We start from the raw sequence: 20,802 nt of genomic DNA, 5'->3' as shown, positions 1-20,802 counted from the left end.
TGCAAGAAAAACTTTTAACCATTTTCGAATTATCTAGCATCTAATTGTTCGATCGATTGATGATGCTCAGGATACGCAGGAAGACATTCATGATGTCGACAAATAGGTTGCTTGCCATAAGTACGGCATTTGGGACTGTGGGCGGTACTTGCGTGGCGCAATACGTGTCCCACCCGATAAAGCAGGCAAAAAGTACCACGATGACGTAATCGGTTGCGGTCTGGTCGATCCCCATAAACATCAAAACGATCTCGACCAGGACTACAGCCAGAAGAGCCCCACAAAGAACTCCCGAGATCTTTGCGAAAAAGCGCGGGAAGAGAACGCCGAGTGCTCCGAAAATGACGGTAATGGCCGCTGTTGCCGTGAAAGCGGTGTTAATCGCGGGCAAATCGGCTGCCATGACACCAATCGAGGAAATAAATCCAAACGTAGTAATGAAGAGAATAAAGCCACCGAGCGACATAGGAACACTTTGCCGACTCTGTGCTGCGCTCATCAAAATCAAGCCACCAATCGTGCCAAGGAAGGTGATGCCCATGACCGAAAAGGCATGCGAACTCAAATACATGAGAAAATGAATGTCGCGAGTGATATAGCAGCCCGCTCCCATGACGCAAAAACCAATGAAGATCAAGGCAGCAATGATGAAGTTGTATAAGCGTATGGAGATGGGCTTGCCCTCCATGGCGCTGTTTTGAATAGGCGAAATACCGTCAAACTCGTTCATGTCTAGCTCCAGACTAAGAGAGCGCCTGCTTTGCCTCGCGAACGCGCGTTGCCACAATTGTGGCGGCTTCATCGATAGAAATATCCTCGCGCTCCCCCGTTGCACGATCTTTTAGCTCGAAGGTGCCGTTCTTAAGGCCACGCTTTCCGATAACGATCTGATACGGGAAGCCCATGAGGTCGTTGTCGGCAAATTTGAACCCGGGACGCTCATTGCGATCATCGACAACGACGTCCAGACCGGCGTCGAGCAGCTCTTGAACGAGCCTGTCGGTTGCTTTGGCGCAATCCTCTTTCTTGGGATCAAGAGGGATAACGGAAACCTCATAGGGGGCAACAGAGACAGGCCAGATAATGCCGTTCTCATCATTGTGCTGCTCGACAATGGCCGCAAGCGTGCGGGAAACGCCTACGCCGTAGCAACCCATGATGAGCGGCTTTTCCTTTCCGTCCTCGTCCATAAAGGTGGCACCCATAGCCTCGGAATACTTGGTTCCAAGTTGGAACACCTGAGAAACCTCGATACCGCGAGCGGCAGCGAGGGGCTTTCCGCAATGCGGACACGGGTCGCCAGCGAGAACGGTAACAAGATCTGCCCACTCGTCCACCTTGAAGTCACGGTCGGGACATGCACCCGTAAAGTGGTAATCAATCTCATTGGCGCCACAAGCCCAGCTCTTGGATTCTTTAAGACTGGAATCGCAGACGAGCTTGATGCCCGCGGGGAGATGTACCGGACCGATAAAGCCCTTGAAAAGACCAAATTTCTCGAGTTCCTCATCGGTCATCATGCGATAGCCCTTGCCAAAGACATGCTCGGCTTTGCATTCATTGAGCTCATGGTCACCGGGGACGATTGCGACGACGGGCTTGCCCTCAGAGTCAATAAGAGCAAGAGATTTACGCGTGCCGTTTTTAGGGAAGCCAAAGAACTCGGCAACAGCTTCGATAGTTCCGAGGCCCGGGGTCTCGACCTTCTCGAGCGTTCCGTTGCCAGGGCCCTCTGTGACAGAGACCTTAGTGGTTGCCGCTTCATCATCGGCAGCAAATCCACAGTCATCGCAGTAGACGAGGCTTGCCTCGCCCGCATCGGCGAGTGCCATGAACTCGACGGAGGTATCACCCCCAATTTCTCCCGAGTCGGCAACGACGGGAAGGGCGTGGACGCCGCAACGTACGCAGATATTGGCGTACGCCTCCTTCATCTTGTCGTATTCCTCCTGCAGGCTTTCTTGCGTTGCGGAGAAGGAATAGGCATCCTTCATGATGAATTCGCGTCCACGCATAAGGCCATAGCGGGGGCGGAACTCATCGCGGAATTTATCTTGAATGTGATAGAGGTTGACGGGAAGCTGCTTATAGCTGCGCAGCTCGTTACGGACAAGCGCAGTGATCGTCTCCTCGTGCGTGGGTCCAAGGACGAACTCACGGCCATGACGGTCGTCAAAGCGCACGAGCTCCTTTCCGTAAGCGTCAATTCGACCACTTTCACGCCAGAGCTCAGCGTCGACCATGATAGGCATCATGAGCTCCTGAGCGTCATGGCTGTCCATCTCGTCACGAACGATATTCTCGATTTTACGAATAGCTCGCCAAGCAAGGGGAAGATAGGTGTAAAGACCGGCTGCTTCCTTGCGAATCATGCCGGCGCGAAGAAGCAGACGATGGCTTGCAAGCTCGGCCTCCGCAGGGTCTTCCTTGAGCGTAGGTGCGTAAAGCCTGGACATTTTCATCGCGCGCTTAGTGGTGGCCACGGGAACTCCTCAAACTAAAAGGTTAGGTTAACAACTAATCATACCGCACAGGGTATTACAGCTTAGAGATTTCATTCAATAGTTCATCGACGATGGCATCTTCGGGAATTTTGCGGATAATCTCGCCCTGCTTGAACAAAAGGGCGCATCCTTTGCCGCACGCCACGCCCACGTCGGCATCGCTGGCTTCGCCCGGCCCGTTGACAGCGCATCCCATGACCGCCACCGAAACGGGTTTTGCACAGGAGGACAGACGACGTTCGACTTCGTTTGCGATGTCGATGAGCTTGACCTGGCAGCGTGCGCAGGTAGGACACGAAATCATCTCGGGACCACGGCGGCGCAAGCCAAGGGCCGAAAGGATACCCCATGCGACGGGTACCTCCTCAATGGGATCTGCTGTAAGGGAAACGCGCATGGTGTCGCCTATGCCTTCGGCAAGTAGAGAACCCAGCGCAATGGAACTTTTAATAGTTCCCTGACGTATACCGCCCGCCTCCGTTACTCCTAGATGAAGGGGGATCTGAGGCAGTTCGTGCGAAAGCTTGCGATAGGTATCTATCGTCGTGTTCACGCTGTGGGCCTTAGCGGAGAGAACGATGTTTTCGAATCCACGCGATTCGAAATGCTCGACGAATCGCATCGCCGAAGAGACCAGTTTTTCGCTTTGTGTAAGGTCGGTGCGTTCCAAAAGATCTTTTTCGATAGATCCGGCATTTACGCCGATACGAATCGCCGCGCCCATCGATCCCGCTTTATCGATAATTGCATCGACTTTCTCCCAAGAACCGATATTGCCGGGATTGATTCGCAGTTTTGCAGCGCCCGCATCGAGCGCTCCGAGGGCAAGGCGATAATCAAAATGAATGTCGGCCACGATTGGGATGGGACTCTCTCTACATATATCGCGAAAGCCCCCCAGCGCCTCTTTGGTTGGAACCGAAACGCGCACTATATCGCACCCCGCCTCGGCGAGTTTAGTGACTTGTTCCAGGGTGGCACCTAAGTCAACCGTAGGGGTACAGGTCATGGACTGAACAACGACGGGTGCTCCCCCGCCGATGGTGACGTTGCCTACGTGCACGGGGCGCGTCAAGTTACGTGGAATAGAATCGGCCATATGTGCTCCTTAGAAGAATCGAAGGATATCGGCTCGCAGCATGTAGATGAACAGCAGGGCGAACACAGCTATGCCCCCATAGGAGACAATCGTCTGGACACGAACCGAAACTTCCTTGCGCCTGATGCGCTGAACAATCTCTATAACGAGTTTTCCACCATCGAGCGGCGGAATAGGAAGTAGGTTCATCAAGCCCAGGGAGAGGGAAATCAAGCCGGAAAACGTCAAGAACGTAGCAAGACCTGCCGCTGCGGCTTGAGCAGACATGATTGAGATGCCGACAATCGACGTCGACTGATCGAGCACCTGCATTGTTTTTGTCGGAATCAGAAGCTGAGCGACACCGGCTGCGGTTTGAGCGACATAGGCGAGCGAGAGGCGGGCCGAGTCGATGATATTGAACTTGATATGCTCGGTAGCAGCATAGATTCCGAGCTTTCCGTCGTCGAGCGTCACATCGGCCACACGCCGCTCCCCCTTATGTTCGTAAACGATGGAAACGGGAGATTTTGAATCGTTTTGCTCATGTTCCTGTAAACAGGTGACGAGGTCTGTCCAGGTATCCACGTTGACAGAATCGATTTGCACGATGCGATCGCCAGCAACAATCCCCGCCTCTGCCGCAGGAGAGCTTTCGATGACCTCTCCGATGCGATTGACATCCTGAGGTACCGTGAATCCGATAAGCGAGTAAACGCTCATAAGCAGCAGCATTCCAGCAATGATATTTACAAGGATACCCGCTAAAAGAATGAAGGCTCTGCGAGGAAACGAGACGCCATCATAGGTGCGGCTTTTCTCTTGTTTAAAGAGCTCTTGGCCGTCGATGTCTCCCGACCAGGGTTCTCCCTCGGTCGTTGCGTGATCTTTGTCAAATGCCCTTCCGTCCAAAACAGTGTTGCCCATGCGGTCACGAGACACCGTGGCATAGGTTTCTGGATAATAGGCACGAGAACGACCATCGCCTTCTGCGTAAACTGGAGCAATGGACCCCCAGCTCATAAGCATGATGCAGGCATTGAGGGCCTCATCAGAATCAATATCGAGGGCCTCGGCAATTTCTTGAATTGAGGCTTTTCCGCAACGGTTGATTTCACTTAAAACACTTGGAGCATAAGGCGAGTCGTCATGCTCCATGCCGCAGATGGCAGCATACCCTCCTAAAAGAAGAGGCGTGATGCCAAAAAGTGTTCCGCAGCGACGCGAGCGGTGCGCCAAACGAAAGCGACAAGGGAGCCCAAGAAAGAATTCGCTCACCCTAACGCCGCACGCACGCGCAGCAAGAAAATGTCCTCCCTCATGGATAAATACGAGAACCGATAGGAGTAACAGGCCCCAAAAAATTGGGGCAATAAATGACGGGAGATTTGACATAAAGGCTCCGATTATCAACGTGAAATACGGTCGAGCGCACAACGTGCTTGGATGCGCGCCCAAGCATCGGTATCCGAAAGCTGATCGAGCGAGTACACAGGGCTGTTGTCATGTTGATCCATCGCATATTCTACGATGGCATCGATATCGGTGAACGAGCATCGATCGTGAAGAAAGGCATCGACGGCAACCTCGTTTGCGGCATTGAGTACGCAGGGAAGCGTTCCACCTTCACGGCCCGCAATATCAGCAAGCTTAAGGCACCTGAATGTATCGGTGTCGGGCTCCCCAAAGGAAAGAGATGAAAGCTGCCTAAAGTCGAGGCGCGGCGATGGGCTTTCCCAACGAGCGGGATATGAGAGCGCATATTGAATGGGAATACGCATGTCGGACGCACCAAGGTGTGCAATAACCGAACCGTCAACGTATTCGACCATCGAGTGGATTTTTGCTTCGCGGTGAATCACGACGTTGACGAAGTCCATGTCGACATGGAACAGGTGGAGGGCTTCGATTCGCTCAAGGCCCTTATTCATGAGCGTTGCGGAATCGATGGAAATCTTAGCGCCCATGTTCCATGCCGGATGAGCGAGAGCCTGCTTTACCGTAACGCGCGAAAGCTCCGAGCGGCTCTTTCCAAAAAAAGGGCCGCCGGAGCAGGTAAGCCAGATGCAGTGTGCTTCCTTGGGATTTTCTCCTTGATAGCACTGGAAGATCGCAGCGTGTTCGGAATCGACGGGAAGCAGCATGCCCGGTCGCGCCATGGGCATCAACAGATCGCCTCCGACAACAAGCGATTCTTTGTTTGCAAGAGCCAGCTGTTTTCCGCACGCTAAAACTGCAGCGCTAGCCGAAAGGCCGGCTACGCCAACAATTGCAACGAGGACCTCGTCAACATCGTCGAAAAGGCAGATATCCACAGCAGAACGAGCGCCCGTATAGAGCCGCGCATCCCGCGGAAGATTTTCAAGTATAGGGTCGTGAACGCTTTGGGGGTCGGTTACGGCTATGCGTTTGACACCAAACTCACGAGCAGCCGCAACGAGCTCTTTTGTGTTGCTATGAGCAGAAAGTGCTACAACTTCGAGTTTATCTGCATGCTGCCGGCAAACATCAAGCGTTTGCCGTCCGATAGACCCCGTGCAGCCCAGTATGGCAATGCGCTTTCGTTCGGCATCTTGAGCAGAGCGTGGCATCGCCATTACAATACTCCCCCGGCGACAAGGAGTAAGTAGGCCGTGATGCACCCGAAAATAAGGGAATCGGAGCGATCGAGCATTCCGCCATGACCGGGGATAAGATTTCCGGAGTCCTTTACGCCCACGCCGCGCTTAATGCGCGATTCGATGAGGTCTCCAAATACGCCGAGAATGGAAACAACGGCACCGCACAGCATTGCAAACGGCAGGTTCAAGGCATAGAGCTTCGTCGCCCAAAGAATTCCCCAGATAATCATGGAACCAACAATGCCGCCAAAAAATCCTTCCCAGCTTTTCTTGGGAGAAATCTTAGGCGCCATTTTATGTTTGCCCAAACGGCTTCCCACGATATAGGCAAACGAATCGCTTACCCATAGAGAAGCGCATACGCCAATGGTGAGAAGAGCGCCTTTCGGTCCAGAAACCTGTTCACGCAGCAAAACGATCGCAGACATCATGAAGCCGGTGTAGAGGGGTCCAAAGGCGGTAACTGCAACGTCCGAAATTCGCGTACGGGGAGAATAAACGTACCAAAGACCGAGCGCAAGAACGAGTACGGCAAAGAGCATCGTCACCCAAAGACTTCCAAACATGGAGGCAACAGGAAATAGAATCGATGCCGTGAGGCCGATAAATTCATTGGCGACTTTGCCGTCGAGCCTCATCATTCGGAAAAACTCAAAGCAGCAAAGCCAGCTCATAGCAGAGACAAAGATTGTAGTAGGAATGGTGCCAAAATATAGGCAACCGATAAAGAGACCGGCATAGATTAAACCGGAAGTAGCGCGGACAGCAAACGAGCTGAGACCCCCTTTGTTTTGAGAGGGGCTCTCATTTGTTGTATCAGCGCTATCAGTTGTGCTATATGAGCTCTGGTCCATGATTAAAACGTCCTAGAAAATGCATTGTTATTTGGATTCGCTGCTAAGCCCGCCAAATCGACGATCGCGATGTTGGTACCCCAAGATGGCGCGGATAAGCCCCCATCGGTCAAAATCCGGCCAATAGGTATCGGTGATGTAAAACTCGGAATAGGCTATCTGCCACAAAAGGTAGTTTGAAACGCGCATCTCCCCCGAAGTACGAATAACGAGTTCCGGGTCGGGCAAATCGCTTGTGTAGAGGCCTGATGCAAAAGTTGCTTCGTCGATATCTTCGACCGCAAGAGCACCGGTAGCTACAGCCGAGGCAACCGTGCGGGCTGCACGGACAATCTCAGCACGGCCGCCGTAGTTGACAGCAAGCGCAAGAACCATGCCTGTGTGAGAGCGGCATTCCTCTAAACCATACTCAAACACATCTCGCGTTTTCTTGGGAAGTGCAGAGATATCCCCTAAGAAAACAACGCGAACATTCTCGCGTTTGAGCAAAGGCAATTCATCGATAAACGTCTTAGCGAATAAGTGCATAAGAACGTTGACCTCATGCTGGGGACGATTCCAGTTTTCGGTCGAGAATGCATATGCCGAAAGAACATCGACACCAAGGCGCACGGATGCAGTAATGATCTCGCAAAGCGAAATGATCCCCGCTTTATGCCCCTCGGTTCTCGCAAGGCCGCGCGAAGTTGCCCAGCGCCCATTTCCGTCCATAATGCAGGAGATATGGCGCGGAATGCGCGCCATATCAAGCAGACCCATATCGATATCTTCGGGAGCGTCGGCGAAGTACGCCTCGAATTTAGCCTGGTCGTATTTCAAGATTAAATCTCCATGACCTCGGCCTCTTTGGCCTTCAGGACTTCTTCGACCTTAGCGACATACTCATCGGTGAGCTTTTGAATCTTAGCCTGTTCGCGACGAACATCGTCTTCAGAAAGCTCTTCGTCGCGCTCAAGTTTATTGTTTGCGTCGCGGCGGACATTGCGCACGGCAACGCGAGCTTGCTCGGCCATTTCGCGGCACTCTTTGACGAGTTCACGACGACGCTCCTCGGTGGGCGCCGGGAAGGGAAGACGCACAACGCTGCCGTCACTGTTAGGGGTGATGCCCAGATCGGAAGAGCTGATAGCCTTTACAATAGCATTGAGCAGGGCCTTGTCCCAAGGCTCGATCATGAGCATATGGGCCTCGGGGGTCTTTACGGCAGCAACCTGCGTAATCGGAGTGGCAACGCCATAATAATCGACCGTAATATCAGACAGAATAGTAGCGTTAGCGCGACCAGTGCGCACCTTGGTGAAATTATGCTTGAGAGCCTCGATGGCCTTGTCCATTTTTTCACGAGTGTCAGACATGATTAATCCTCCTGAAAAACGATGGTGCCCACGGATTCGCCCGCAAGAGCACGCTGGATATTATTCTCGCCCTCGATATTGAGGACCATGATCGGCATGCAATTGTCCTGGCACAGGGCAGCAGCCGTCGAATCCATAACCTGAAGGCCGCGCACAAGAACCTCATGATAGGTGATCTTGTCGAACTTTACAGCGTCTTCATTCTTAACGGGATCTTTGTCGTAGATGCCATCGACTTTAGTTGCCTTAATGAGGCAATCGGCGCCGATCTCGCAGGCACGCAGGGCAGCTGCGGTATCGGTGGTGAAATACGGATTGCCAGAACCGGCGGCGAAAATCACGACGTCGCCTTTCTCGAGATGACGCATGGCGCGGCGACGGATATAGGGCTCTGCGACCTCATTCATCTGAATGGCGCTCATCACGCGGCACGGGCACTCGACACGCTCGAAAGCATCCTGTAGCGCAAGGGCGTTCATTACGGTAGCGAGCATGCCCATATAGTCTGCCTGGGCGCGATCCATACCTCCGGCGGCTCCGGCGAGGCCACGAAAGATATTGCCGCCTCCCACCACGACGCCAACCTCGACACCGTCATCGTGAAGACGCTTGACCTGTATGGCCAGACGCTCCGTGACGGAAGGGTCGATGCCGTAGCCGTTGTTGCCCATCAGAGCTTCACCCGAGAGTTTGAGCAAGACGCGCTTATAGAGGTAATCAGACAAGAGGTCCTCCTTACTTGTTCATTTGGATTCATTCTATCAGGAATGAGCTTGCGGCCCATAAAAAAGCAGGCTATGGGCAAAACCCACAGCCTGCTTTATAAAGGCTCAATAGAGAGACTAGTTTGCCTCGCCACGGACCAGGCGATCAAAGTCGACAACGGTGACGGTGTCGCCGAGCTCCTTGGAAACCTGCTCTGCATACTTCTTGATGGTGAGGTTGGAATCCTTGATGAACTCCTGCTCGTTCAAGACGCACTGCTTGTAGAACTTCTCCAGGCGGCCAACAGCCATCTTCTCCTGGATGGCCTCGGGCTTACCGGACTCGGCAGCCTGAGCGATGTAAATCTCCTTCTCGTGGGCAACGGTCTCTGCCGGGACCTGCTCACGGGTGGCGCAGATGGGGGCAGCGGCGGCAACCTGAAGGGCAACGTCATGCGCAAAGGTCTTGAAAGCGTCAGCAGAAGCGGTCTCGGGCTTCTCGAAAGCAAACTCGACCATAACGCCGATCTTGCCACCCATGTGAATGTAGGTGGAAAGCGCGCCAGTCTCAACCTTGCGTGCGGCAAAACGAGCGATCTTCATGTTCTCACCCATGACGTGAATCATCTCGGTGAGTTCCTCGGAAACGGTAGCGCCATTCATGGGAGCAGCGAGCAGAGCGTCGAGATCGGCAGGCTCAGTCGTGGCGACAACCTCGGCAACGTTGGTAGCAAAGCCAGTGAACTTAGCGTTCGAACCAACAAAGTCGGTCTCGCAGGAGAGCTCAAGCAGAGCGCCAGTCTTGGAATCCTCGGAAACGAAAGCGGCGACGGCACCCTCGTTGGTCTCACGTCCGGCCTTCTTAGCAGCCTTAGCAAGACCGTTCTTGCGCAGAACGTCAACAGCGGCGTCCATATCGCCATCAGCCTCGACGAGGGCCTTCTTGCACTCCATCATGGGAGAGTCGGTCATCTCGCGGAGCTGCTTGACCATAGCGGCGGTAATCTGTGCCATGATTGGGTCCTTTCTTGAACCAGGTACAATCGCGAAACTGTTTTACTCAGCGTCAGCAGCCGGCTCAGCGGTCTGCTCGGCTGCAGGAGCCGTCATCTCGGCCTCGGTGATCTGCTCCTTGCCAGAGCCGGCGAGGCAGGCATCGGCGAACAGATCGCACATGAGGGCGACAGCGGAGATGGCGTCGTCGTTGCAGGGGACGCCATAATCGACGACATCGGGATCGGAGTTGGTGTCGATAAGAGCGACGACGGGGATGTTCAGGCGCTGGGCCTCCTTGATGGCGTTCTCTTCACGCTTGGTATCAATGACGAAGAGAGCCTGGGGCAGGGCCTTCATATCACGAGCACCACCGAGGTTGGCCTGGAGCTTAGCGAGCTCCTTGCCAAGCACAGCCTGCTCCTTCTTGGGGAGAACAGCCATGCGGCCATCCTCGATCATGGCCTCGAGCTCCTCCATGCGGTTCATACGGGAGCGGATGGTCACGAAGTTGGTAAGCATGCCACCGAGCCAACGCTGGTTGATGTAGGGCATGTTAGCGCGCTCAGCAGAAGCCTTGACAGCATCCTGAGCCTGCTTCTTGGTGCCGACAAAGAGAACCTTGCCGCCATGTGCGCAGGTGTTCTTGATGAACGTGTATGCGGAGTCGGCCTCCATGATGGTCTGCTTGAGGTCGAGAATGTAGATGCCGCTGCGCTCGCCGAAGATGTACGGCTTCATCTTGGGGTTCCAGCGACGGGTCTGATGACCAAAGTGGCAGCCGGCCTCGAGAAGGGTGCGGACATTAATCTTGGTAGCCATGTTTTACCTCCTGGTTTGCCTCCGCACGGGGTCGACCTTATCTGCCACTCGGCCCTGAGCTACCTAGGGACGAGCACCGCGGCAGGCAAGTAGCCGTGCGTGTGAAATGAATAGAGCTGTGCCAAGCACAACCTGCAAAATAATAACAGGCAGAGGGGAATACGCAAGGGTCGATTCCGATAAAATGATCGGCTCGACACGAATCAGACACGTATCACGCTCGCGGATGGGCTTGATGTATCGCCGTGCGAAGGCGTTCGGGCGACACATGTGTGTAAATCTGCGTTGCGGAAAGCGAGCTATGGCCCAAGAGCTCCTGGACACTTCGTAGATCCGCTCCCCCCTCTAATAGCTCCGTCGCATAAGTGTGGCGCATGGTGTGCGGTGTAATGCCGGCGGGAAGTCCCGCTTTTCGTACAAGCAAGTCAAATCTTCTTCTCAGGGCCGCCGCGTCCATGGGGCGACCGCGGCCAGAGATGAATAGCCGAGTCGAATCGCTTTGACTACAGTGCGCCTTTTCCAGTAGGACCGGACGAGCCTGGCGTACGTAGATGTCGAAGGAGTCGAACGCCTTATTGTAGAGAGGAACGATTCGCTCCTTTGACCCTTTGCCAAGCAAACGCAGCACTTTGTGAGAGCAATCGAAATCATTGAGGCAAAGGCGCGCTAGCTCCGAGATGCGGGCTCCGCTTGCTATAAGCAGCTCGAGCATGGTGCCGTCGCGAACTCCCCCGGGGGTAGAACCGTCTACCGCATCAAATAACAAATCAAGCTGAGAGGCGCTCAAAACGATGGGAAGCGTTGAGGGAAGTTTGGGCGACTGAAGGGCCGCTGCGGGGTCCTTATCGATGATCTCCTCGATATTGAGCCAGCGATACAGCGAGCGAATGGCCGAGAGGTGCGCCGCCAAGGTGCGGGGCGCATCTCCCAAGCGCTGACGGTCACCCAGATAGCCCCTCAGCTCGGCCACAGACACCCTAAGGCCCTCAACGTGTTCTTTTTCGCACCACCGAGCATACGCCTCAAGATGCGACCGATATGCTCGCACGGTTTGAGGCGACAGGCCTTGGACGCGAGAAATATATTGGATAAAGGAATCTATATAGCTATAGAGCGTTGCGGTCAAAAAGGTCTCCCCTATCGCGAATCACTCGTTCAAGTGCATCCTTACCCCGCTGGGAATAAGCTGCATAACGGTCGCGTTTGGAACGGCGGCGCCCATCTTCGAGGGGCGGCATGATGCCAAAGTTCACGTGCATCGGTTGGTAATCTTCAACAGCGGGATCGGTTGCATAATCGATCAGGCAGCCAAGCACGGATGTGTTGGGAAGCTCGAGATAGTCACGCGACGAAAGATCTGCAAAGGTGTTGAGAGCAGCGAGCAAACCGGAAGCAATTGCCTCGGTGTAGCCTTCGGTTCCCGCGATTTGACCCGCAAAGCGCACTTTTGTGCCGGGTATACGCATCGTCTTGTCCAAAACATGGGGGCTGTCGATGAAAGTGTTGCGATGCATGACGCCAAAACGCGAGAACTCCGCATGTTCCAGCCCCGGAATCATGCGAAACACGCGTTTTTGTTCTGGAAATGTCAGATTCGTCTGAAAACCCACGAGGTTATAAGCGGTGCAGTTGCGGTTTTCGGCACGAAGCTGCACTGCAGCCCATGGCCTACGGCCTGTGCGCGGATCGGTAAGGCCAACTGGTTTCATCGCTCCAAAGCGAATCGCGTCAATTCCCTTGCGCGCAACTTCTTCTGCAGGCTGGCACGCCTGGAATAGGTCACGCGTCTCGAAGTCTTTCATAATGACGCGCTCGGCTGATGTGAGAGCTTCTATAAACGCCACATATTCATCTTTTGAAAAGGGGGCATTGAGGTAGTCGCCCGTATCGGAATCTTCGTATCGCGACTGAGAGAAGAGGATGTCCATGTCGAGGGAATCGGCTTCGACAATCGGCGCGGCAGCATCGAAGAACGAGAGGCGAGCGCTTCCGGTAAGGTCTGAAATGGCATCGGCAAGCGCGGCAGAACACAGCGGACCCGCCGCGATGACAACCGGGCCGTCCGGAATAGACGAAACCTCCTTACGAATCACCTCAATACGATCGCGCTGAGCGATCTGCTTTTCCACGCATGATGCAAAGACGTCGCGGTCGACCGCCAAGGCACCGCCTGCGGGAACAGATGCGCTTTTGGCGCATTCGAGAAGCACGGAGCCCATCTGCGTGAGCTCGCGCTTCAGCATCCCCGCGGCGGAGTCTTCACGCAGTGACTTCAAGGAATTAGAGCAGACGAGCTCTGCGAGATGCCCCGTATGGTGCGCAGCGGACATCTTGTGCGGTCTCATTTCGTACAGTCGAACGCGCACGCCGCGATCGGCAAGTTGACATGCGCACTCGCAACCAGCAAGACCTCCGCCGATAATGCTTACGATCTGATCCATAAAAGACACTCCCCCGTTAATCAATTCATCATGTTGTATTGTGCATGATTGCCGAGGAAGCCTGAAGCAATTCTTTGGTCGGCGCAAATCGTCCATCGAGCAATCGCTCGACAAATCCGTCGACGGTCAAACTGCTCATAGCCTGCAGCGTATCTATAGAGCTAAGGTTGAGAAAAAGGGACAGCTCGTTTATGGACATCGGATTTGCGATTACAGCATGTAAAATGCGCTGCTCGAGCTGCGAGCGCTGTTCAAGGGGATCACGCGCCCCCTCCCTAAACATCCTCAGCTTTCCAAACACGCGCGAGATCGCCATTTCGAGTGAATCCTCATCGGCGATACAGCAAGCGCCATTTGCAATGAGGTAGTTGGTTCCGCGCGACTCGGGGGAAAAGATTGAGCCGGGGACGGCAAATATCTCACGGCCAAGTTCAATTGCGGTTTCCGCCGTACTAAACGTGCCGGAGGGCAGACCCGCTTCTGTTATACACAGAGCGGTACCGAGGGCAGCGATGATTCGATTTCTGCGCGGAAAGGCATATTTTCTAGGCGGTGTTCCCCAAGGATCGAGCGAGACAATCGCCCCTCCCTGCGCCAGCGTCAGATCGAAGAGCGACTTGGAAGTACGCGGGTAAACGACGTCCGCGCCACACCCCAAGACAACAACATGCTTACCACCGGCAGCAAGGGCAGAGCGCCCAGCGGCTTGATCACAGCCTTTGGCCCCACCCGATACAACACATATATCTGATTGAGCTGCGATAGTCGCGGCGATTTCGGCAATAGCCAGGCCGTATGGCGACGCAGAGCGAGCTCCTATAATTGAGAGCGCAGGCTTATTGAGCAGCTCAATATCGCCACGAACATAGAGCTTATTTGGAGGGCTAGGTAGTTCGAGAATGCTTGGGGGAAAGCGTGGGTCCAAGCGCTCGATTTCATAACAGTTGGCTTCCATCTTATGCACGCGCCCTTCCCTGAAACATGGCGGCCTCCAGAACATGCTCACTCGTCACAGATGCAGAATGCGATAGATCGGCGACCGTTCTTGCCACTCGAGCTAATCGCACGATTCCTCGTGCCGTCAAAAGATTTCTCTTTGAATAGGCCAGCAGGGTACTCTGTCCATCCTCATCAAATTCGAGCGTTCGGATAGAGGCTTCGGCCGAGGTGGAGGCATCTGACGCAAAAGAGTGAAATGCGCGGCGTATGCGTGCAGATCTAAATTCTCTAGCCTCGAGAACTTGCGCTTGCATCTCTGCAGTCGACATCCCCTCGCTTCCCTGAACGATAAGCTCTGCAGAAGGACGCATTACGCTGATAGAGATATCGATTCGGTCGGCGAGTGGTCCCGATAACTTCGCTTGATAGCGCTCGACCGCTGCCGGAGTGCACCGACATTCGACTTCTGGATCACCGAGATAGCCGCAGGGGCAGGGATTGCTTGCAGCAAGCAATTGAAAACGCGCCGGGAAAAGATAGGAACCGTCTGCGCGGATAATGCGAACGACTCCTTCTTCGATAGGCTGCCTGAGCATTTGAAGCACATGAGACGGCCACTCCCCCATCTCTTCGAGAAACAGCACTCCACCATGTGCAAGGCTCGCCTCCCCTGGACGGACGGGCCGGTTGCCGCCCAAAAGGCCTGCTGCAGAAAGACTGTGGTGAGGACGACGAAATGGCCGTCGCCCGCAAAGTAAATCTTCCAACGGCTCACCGATAACGGAATGAATGCTGAGCGCTTCTAAAAGTTCCGCATCGTCAATCGGCGGCAAAATGCCGCACAGGCGTTGCGCAAGCATGCTTTTTCCTGCGCCGGGCGTTCCGATCATCATCAAACCATGCTCGCCTGCAGCGGCGATGACCATACCTCGCTTTGCGATTTCCTGTCCAACGACATCGGCGTAATCTAGTGACACCGCCGGTGTCCGCTGTCTGAATTGAGGTTGAACACGAAGAGCCGCCCAGGAATCTTTGCCGCCGCGAAAGGCACTGATGCTTTGAACGTAATAGCGATTGACGTTTGGAAGCGAAACGGGCTCACCCATCTCGCCTCCAACAAGATCTAGACCCATCTCTCGAGCAAGAATTTGATAGGGCACTTCTCCTCGGGTGGCAAGGACGCTGCCGTCAAGTGCAATCTCCCCAAAGAAGAGGCTGCCTTCGAGGCCTTCACGCGGTATTTGCTTTGAAAGGGCCAATATTGCCACGGCAATAGGCAGGTCGAGACTGGACCCTGTCTTTTTTATATCGCTTGGAGAGAGGTTGACGGTAATGCTCTTACGAGGGATTTCGAAACTGGTTGAACGCAATGCGCAGCGAATCCTGCTTCGAGCTTCCAAAACTGTTGAGTCGGGCATTCCGACAATCGTGATTCCCGGAATACCCTCCGCCATCGAAACCTCCACCGTCACAGGGAATGCTTCGACTCCGCGAATACAGGCAGCGTGAATCGCATAGACTTCGCGCCCGCTCATCGCTGGGCGTCCCATTCAAATGCATCCTGTACGTGAGTGATGCGCGCAGCACCCCCGCTCAGCAGCGTAATGGCAATAATGTCAAAACGCAGCGATGTAACTGGGTAATGTTCCATTACATAGCATGAGGCGATGCGAGCGTACCGAAGACGCTTTCTTTCATCAACGGCTTCCTCAGGATATATATCAATCGCTGAAGACCTTGAGGCGCGTCTTGTTTTAACCTCGACAAGTACAATTTCATCCGAATCGAGATCGTGGGCGATGATATCCGCTTCGCCCTCGCGACAGCGGTACTGCCTCTCAACCACCTCGAGGCCCCGCTCCTCAAGATATGAACACGCAAGCGCCTCACCTAGATAACCGAGCTCCTTGGGCGTAAGCGTTTCAATGAACTCGGGGGAATCATCGCCGCTCTTAAGAGCTTCCTCCGCGACGCGCCTTGAATTGCCGATCCGCTCAGCTTGCCGATCCGTTGTAGACATACCGATCACTTCCTTCCTGTGTTGAAGGAAGTATCGATGGAGGAAGCGCCTCAATAAACCGCAAGAGCTCACAGGGGGCTTAATCAAAAGTCCCCTGATTCTCCCCCAAATCTAACAGCCCAGGTAAAAAGCGCAAAAGCTGGCGCGGAGAGGAAATTGAGCACAATCATGATCTAGAAAAGAGTCTGCGTTTCTAAGAAATTGCCACAAAACGATACGCGATGTACAGGCGACAGACCCTGCTCTTTGATGGCTTGGATATGCTCTGCCGATGCATAGCCTTTTGATTGCGCAAAGTGATATCCCGGGTACTCGGCGTCAAGCTCAACCATCATCTCGTCACGAGTCACTTTGGCCACGATGGAAGCGGCGGCGATGCAGGCAACATGCGCATCGCCATGGACGACATTTCGCTCTTGGGGAACCGCTCCAAGAGGGTTGCCATCCATCAGGACGCAGTCGGGCGCAAGGCCGGTATCCTCAACAGCTCCAGCAACAGCGCGTCTGAGGGCCGCGGCCATGCCAATCTCATCAATCACTTCCGGCGCAATATGGCAGATGCCTACAGCGGTGGCAACATCTGCAATCTTGACCGCCAATAACTCACGACGCGCCGGTGTAAGCTGCTTGCTGTCATTGATGCCCCAAATGATGGGCTCAGCGGGAAGGCAAACGGCGCACACGGTAAGCGGGCCGGCAACAGACCCCCTGCCCACCTCGTCAACACCAACCACGACGCCGTTTCCGCCCAGCTCGACCATCTGTTCATACATGTGACGAACGCGTTCTTGCTCGCGTTGTTCTTTTTCAAGACGACGAGAAGAGCGCTCGCAGGCTTTTTTAACCTGCTGGCGCGGATCGTCCCGATAGCGCTCGATAAGCGCTGCGAGTTCCTCGATTTGAGCAGAAGCGAGCTCTGCGGAGATGACAGCTGCTGGAGCGGAGCTTGTCATATTGGCCATGGGACTTCCTATCATTAAAAAAGGACCGCCCGGAGGCGATCCTTTAACAGGCGATTAACAACCGAATCACAGTTGTGCTTAGCGCTTCTCGGGAATGCGAGCAGCCTTGCCCACCTTGTCACGCAGATAGTAGAGCTTAGCGCGACGAACACGGCCGTGACGAACAACCTCGAGCTTGGCGATCTTGGGGCTGTGCAGCGGGAACGTACGCTCGACACCAATGCCAAAGGAGATCTTGCGGACGGTGAAGGTCTCGCGAGCACCGGCACCGCTCATGCGAATAACGTCGCCCTGGAAGACCTGGATGCGCTCGCGATCGCCTTCCTTAATGCGGTAGTGCACCTTGACGTTGTCGGCGACGCGAACCTGAGGAATGTCCTCGCGGATCTGCTGGCGCTCAATTGCGCGAATGTAGTCCATGTTATTTCCTTACTCTTCTAGAGGTGCCGCACACGAATGTCGACACGTAGTTGAACAAACGAAAGTAATTATACGCAAGTACCTGCGCGAAGCAAGAAGAAATAGCGACAAAACCTTAGTTTATGGAGGTTCCTTAAATCAACGTGCCCCCTCCTCACGGAGGGGGCACGAAAGGGGGAAGCGTCTTTATCGCAAAATGATGCTAGATGCAACTAGCGATCGGATAGCTTTGCCTGCGCTGCAGCAAGTCGAGCAATAGGCACGCGATACGGAGAGCAAGAGACATAGTCGACTCCCGCCCTGTAGAGCTTCTTGATAGAACGGGGATCACCACCGTGCTCACCGCAAACACCAAGATCAAGCTTGGGATTGGTGGAGCGGCCGCGATCGACAGCCATCTTCACCAGCGAGACCACTCCGTCATCGATCGTCTCGAACGGATTGGACTCGAGAACGTGACGATGCAGATAAATCGGGATGAACTTCGACTCGGCGTCATCGCGGGAGAAGCCGAACGTGGTTTGGGTCAAGTCGTTTGTGCCAAAGCTGAAGAAGTCTGCGTGCTGAGCGATCTCGTTTGCCGTAACGCAGGCTCGAGGAAGCTCGATCATCGTTCCGATAGGAATGTCAAGCTCAACAGTATTCTCGCGCTCGACGTCGTCGATAACACGTTCGATTACGGAACGCAGCTGCGCAAGCTCGGTGGTCATAGAGACGAGCGGCACCATGATCTCGGGACGCGGATCGAGGCCCTGAGCCTTCAAAGTGGCGGCAGCAGAAGCGATGGCCCTCACCTGCATCAAAGGCAGGTCGGGGAATACAATCGAAAGGCGCACGCCACGAAGGCCAAGCATCGGGTTGGACTCAATCATGCCGTCAATACGACGCAGCAGGGCGCGCTTGGGTGCAAGCTCCTCCGCTGTTGCTCCTTGAGCCTCGGCGCGCGCAATCTCGACCTCAAGGGCACGCGGATCATCCAAGAACTCATGCAGGGGCGGATCGAGCAGACGAACGATAACGTTTTTGCCGTCCATTTCGCGGAACATCTCGAGGAAGTCCTTGGTCTGAACGGAAAGAAGATCGGCGAGTGCATGCTGGCGGACATCGGGCTCGTCAGTAAGGATGAAGGTCTGAATGATCTGCTTGCGATCTCCCAGGAACATATGCTCAGTGCGGCACAGGCCGATTGCCTCGGCGCCCAGCTCGCGAGAAAGCTTTGCGTCCTCGGGGTTATCCGCATTGGCGCGAACGCCGACAAGATGGCCGAAGGAGGCATCGCGGCGAATATCGTCTGCCCAAGACAGAATGGTCTCGAGGTCGCCGGAAAGCTCGGCCGAAACCAGCGGTACGGCACCGAGCACAACGATTCCCTGAGCACCGTCGATGGAAATCATGTCGCCCTCATGAAGAACGGTATCGGTACCCTCAACGCGCACTTCCTTCTTGGCGGCATCGATGCGGAAGGACTCAACGCCGCAGACGCAAGGAGTGCCCATGCCGCGCGCGATGACGGCAGCATGGCTGGTCTTGCCACCGTGGCTCGTGAGGATGCCCTCTGCGGCAACCATGCCCTTGAGGTCATCGGGGTTGGTTTCCCAGCGAACGAGGATGCACGGCTCGCCCGCCTCTGCGCTCGCGACGGCATCATCGGAAGAGAAGACGACCTTGCCCACAGCGGCGCCGGGGCTTGCATTGAGACCGCGAGCGAGAATATCAACCTTGGCCGTGGTGTCAAACTGCGGATGGAGCAGCTGATCGAGCTGAGACGGATCGATGCGTGAAACCGCTTCGTCACGCGTGATAAGACCCTCTTCGACCATCTCGATGGCAATGCGCAACGCAGCCGTAGCGGTACGCTTTCCCACGCGAGTTTGCAGCATCCAAAGCTTGCCCTGCTCGATTGTGAACTCGATATCGCACATATCACGATAGTGATTTTCAAGGGTCACGAAAACCTGCTCGAGCTCGGCGCCAGCCTCTTCAAGACCAGGAGTCTTCTTAAGATCGGTGATGGGCTCGGTGTTGCGAATACCGGCGACAACGTCTTCGCCCTGGGCGTTGACAAGGAAGTCGCCGTAGAACTCTTTGGTTCCGTCTGCGGGGTTGCGGGTAAAGGCGACACCGGTAGCTGAGGTCTCGCCCTTGTTACCAAAAACCATCACCTGCACGTTGACGGCAGTGCCCAAATCATCTGAGATTGCGTGCTGCTTGCGGTACAGGATAGCGCGCTCATTCATCCAGCTGCCAAAAACGGCCTGAATGGCAAGGCGGAGCTGAAGGCTCGGGTCGCTCGGGAAGCACACCTCGCCATCAACGACGAGCTCAGGATGAATTTCGGCAGAAACGTAAGAGGAGAAGATCTCCTTGAATTCGGCAACGAGCTCTTCGAGGTCCTCGGCAGAAAGATCGGAGTCATTGCGAACGCCAGCGACAACCTTCTTCTGCGTAATGGCATTCTCAAAAAGATCTGCATCGACATCAAGAACGACGTTCGAGAACATCTGGATGAAGCGACGATAGGAATCCCAGGCGAAACGAGGATTTTCCGTCTGCTTGATCAGGCCCTGCACAGATTCGTCGTTAAGGCCAAGATTCAAAACGGTATCCATCATGCCGGGCATGGAGAACGGGGCACCGGAACGCACAGAAACCAGCAGAGGGTCGTTAGGGTCGCCGAGCTTCTTACCCATGCGACGCTCGAGATCATCCTCTGCCTGAGCGATCTCGTCAAGAGCGCCATCGGGCCACGTGTTGTTGGCTCCCGAGTACTCGACGCAGGTCTGGCAGGTGATGGTGAATCCCGGAGGAACAGGCAGACCGATGCGCGCCATCTCGGCAAGGTTGGCGCCCTTGCCGCCAAGCGTGTAATTCATGCTCGATGCGCCTTCGGTTACATCGGTCCCGTGCTCGTCAACACCAAAACGGTAGACGCGCTGCTGTGTGCTCACGATAATCCCCTTTCATCGCATCTGTGTTGATGCACTATCGTGGTATGAAAAGCCCGGACCTCAGTTGGAGTCCGGGCAACTAGCATGATAGGCAAAAACCTACGAAATCTTTCGTATTAAGGGATATGACCCGCGACCGTA

The 20,802-nt window shown here is 54.7% G+C and carries 19 protein-coding genes; all 19 read right to left on the bottom strand.

Going from position 1 to position 20,802, the window contains the following annotated elements; all coding sequences use genetic code 11:
* Nucleotides 1-40 precede the first annotated feature (40 nt).
* Nucleotides 41-730 carry a Bax inhibitor-1 family protein gene (locus HF320_RS04615; protein WP_169277249.1) on the bottom strand — a complete coding sequence of 230 codons (690 nt, stop codon included), beginning with the start codon at nt 728-730 and terminating at the stop codon, nt 41-43.
* Nucleotides 731-743: 13 nt separating this feature from the next.
* Entirely contained in the window at nt 744-2,462 is a 1,719-nt protein-coding gene (locus HF320_RS04610) for a proline--tRNA ligase (protein WP_169277444.1), read from the bottom strand.
* 76 nt (nt 2,463-2,538) lie between these two features.
* Nucleotides 2,539-3,603 (bottom strand): flavodoxin-dependent (E)-4-hydroxy-3-methylbut-2-enyl-diphosphate synthase, encoded by a 1,065-nt coding sequence (gene ispG, locus HF320_RS04605; protein ID WP_169277248.1) that lies wholly within the window; start codon nt 3,601-3,603, stop codon nt 2,539-2,541.
* Nucleotides 3,604-3,612: 9 nt separating this feature from the next.
* A complete protein-coding gene (locus tag HF320_RS04600; protein ID WP_169277247.1) occupies nt 3,613-4,977 on the bottom strand; it encodes a M50 family metallopeptidase in 1,365 nt (454 codons plus the stop codon).
* 14 nt (nt 4,978-4,991) lie between these two features.
* A complete protein-coding gene (gene dxr / locus HF320_RS04595) occupies nt 4,992-6,173 on the bottom strand; it encodes a 1-deoxy-D-xylulose-5-phosphate reductoisomerase (protein ID WP_169277443.1) in 1,182 nt (393 codons plus the stop codon).
* 5 nt (nt 6,174-6,178) lie between these two features.
* Entirely contained in the window at nt 6,179-7,057 is an 879-nt protein-coding gene (locus HF320_RS04590) for a phosphatidate cytidylyltransferase (protein ID WP_169277246.1), read from the bottom strand.
* 27 nt (nt 7,058-7,084) lie between these two features.
* On the bottom strand, nt 7,085-7,876 hold the full coding sequence (gene uppS / locus HF320_RS04585; protein ID WP_248276602.1) for an undecaprenyl pyrophosphate synthase: 792 nt from the start codon (nt 7,874-7,876) through the stop codon (nt 7,085-7,087).
* Between the two features lie 2 nt (nt 7,877-7,878).
* Nucleotides 7,879-8,412: a ribosome recycling factor gene (gene frr / locus HF320_RS04580; protein ID WP_169277245.1), complete on the bottom strand. Its 534-nt coding sequence runs from the start codon at nt 8,410-8,412 to the stop codon at nt 7,879-7,881.
* A gap of 2 nt (nt 8,413-8,414) precedes the next feature.
* Nucleotides 8,415-9,137, bottom strand: a complete 723-nt coding sequence (gene pyrH / locus HF320_RS04575; RefSeq protein WP_169277244.1) for a UMP kinase — start codon at nt 9,135-9,137, stop codon at nt 8,415-8,417.
* 117 nt (nt 9,138-9,254) lie between these two features.
* Nucleotides 9,255-10,130 (bottom strand): translation elongation factor Ts, encoded by an 876-nt coding sequence (gene tsf / locus HF320_RS04570; protein WP_169277243.1) that lies wholly within the window; start codon nt 10,128-10,130, stop codon nt 9,255-9,257.
* 42 nt (nt 10,131-10,172) lie between these two features.
* On the bottom strand, nt 10,173-10,931 hold the full coding sequence (gene rpsB / locus HF320_RS04565; protein WP_022387418.1) for a 30S ribosomal protein S2: 759 nt from the start codon (nt 10,929-10,931) through the stop codon (nt 10,173-10,175).
* A 214-nt stretch (nt 10,932-11,145) separates the two neighbouring features.
* A complete protein-coding gene (locus HF320_RS04560; RefSeq protein ID WP_211158947.1) occupies nt 11,146-12,057 on the bottom strand; it encodes a tyrosine recombinase XerC in 912 nt (303 codons plus the stop codon).
* A complete protein-coding gene (gene trmFO, locus HF320_RS04555; protein WP_169277242.1) occupies nt 12,038-13,372 on the bottom strand; it encodes a methylenetetrahydrofolate--tRNA-(uracil(54)-C(5))-methyltransferase (FADH(2)-oxidizing) TrmFO in 1,335 nt (444 codons plus the stop codon). The genes HF320_RS04560 and trmFO overlap by 20 nt, the downstream gene beginning before the upstream one ends.
* Before the next feature lie 28 nt (nt 13,373-13,400).
* Nucleotides 13,401-14,327: a DNA-processing protein DprA gene (locus tag HF320_RS04550; RefSeq protein ID WP_169277440.1), complete on the bottom strand. Its 927-nt coding sequence runs from the start codon at nt 14,325-14,327 to the stop codon at nt 13,401-13,403.
* Between the two features lies 1 nt (nt 14,328).
* A complete protein-coding gene (locus HF320_RS04545) occupies nt 14,329-15,846 on the bottom strand; it encodes a YifB family Mg chelatase-like AAA ATPase (RefSeq protein WP_169277241.1) in 1,518 nt (505 codons plus the stop codon).
* Nucleotides 15,843-16,331 carry a YraN family protein gene (locus tag HF320_RS04540; protein WP_169277240.1) on the bottom strand — a complete coding sequence of 163 codons (489 nt, stop codon included), beginning with the start codon at nt 16,329-16,331 and terminating at the stop codon, nt 15,843-15,845. The genes HF320_RS04545 and HF320_RS04540 overlap by 4 nt, the downstream gene beginning before the upstream one ends.
* Nucleotides 16,332-16,504: 173 nt before the next feature.
* Entirely contained in the window at nt 16,505-17,293 is a 789-nt protein-coding gene (rnhB, locus tag HF320_RS04535; RefSeq protein ID WP_169277239.1) for a ribonuclease HII, read from the bottom strand.
* A 78-nt stretch (nt 17,294-17,371) separates the two neighbouring features.
* Nucleotides 17,372-17,713, bottom strand: coding sequence for a 50S ribosomal protein L19 (gene rplS, locus HF320_RS04530; RefSeq protein WP_169277238.1), 342 nt, complete (start codon nt 17,711-17,713; stop codon nt 17,372-17,374).
* 212 nt (nt 17,714-17,925) lie between these two features.
* Nucleotides 17,926-20,661 (bottom strand): pyruvate, phosphate dikinase, encoded by a 2,736-nt coding sequence (gene ppdK / locus HF320_RS04525; RefSeq protein ID WP_169277237.1) that lies wholly within the window; start codon nt 20,659-20,661, stop codon nt 17,926-17,928.
* Nucleotides 20,662-20,802: the final 141 nt, after the last annotated feature.

This window comes from Collinsella acetigenes (genome assembly GCF_012844445.1).
GTDB classification, from domain to species: Bacteria; Actinomycetota; Coriobacteriia; order Coriobacteriales; family Coriobacteriaceae; genus Collinsella; species Collinsella acetigenes.
The sequence above is the reverse complement of the archived record's forward strand: the minus strand, read 5'-3'. Positions and strand labels throughout refer to the sequence as shown.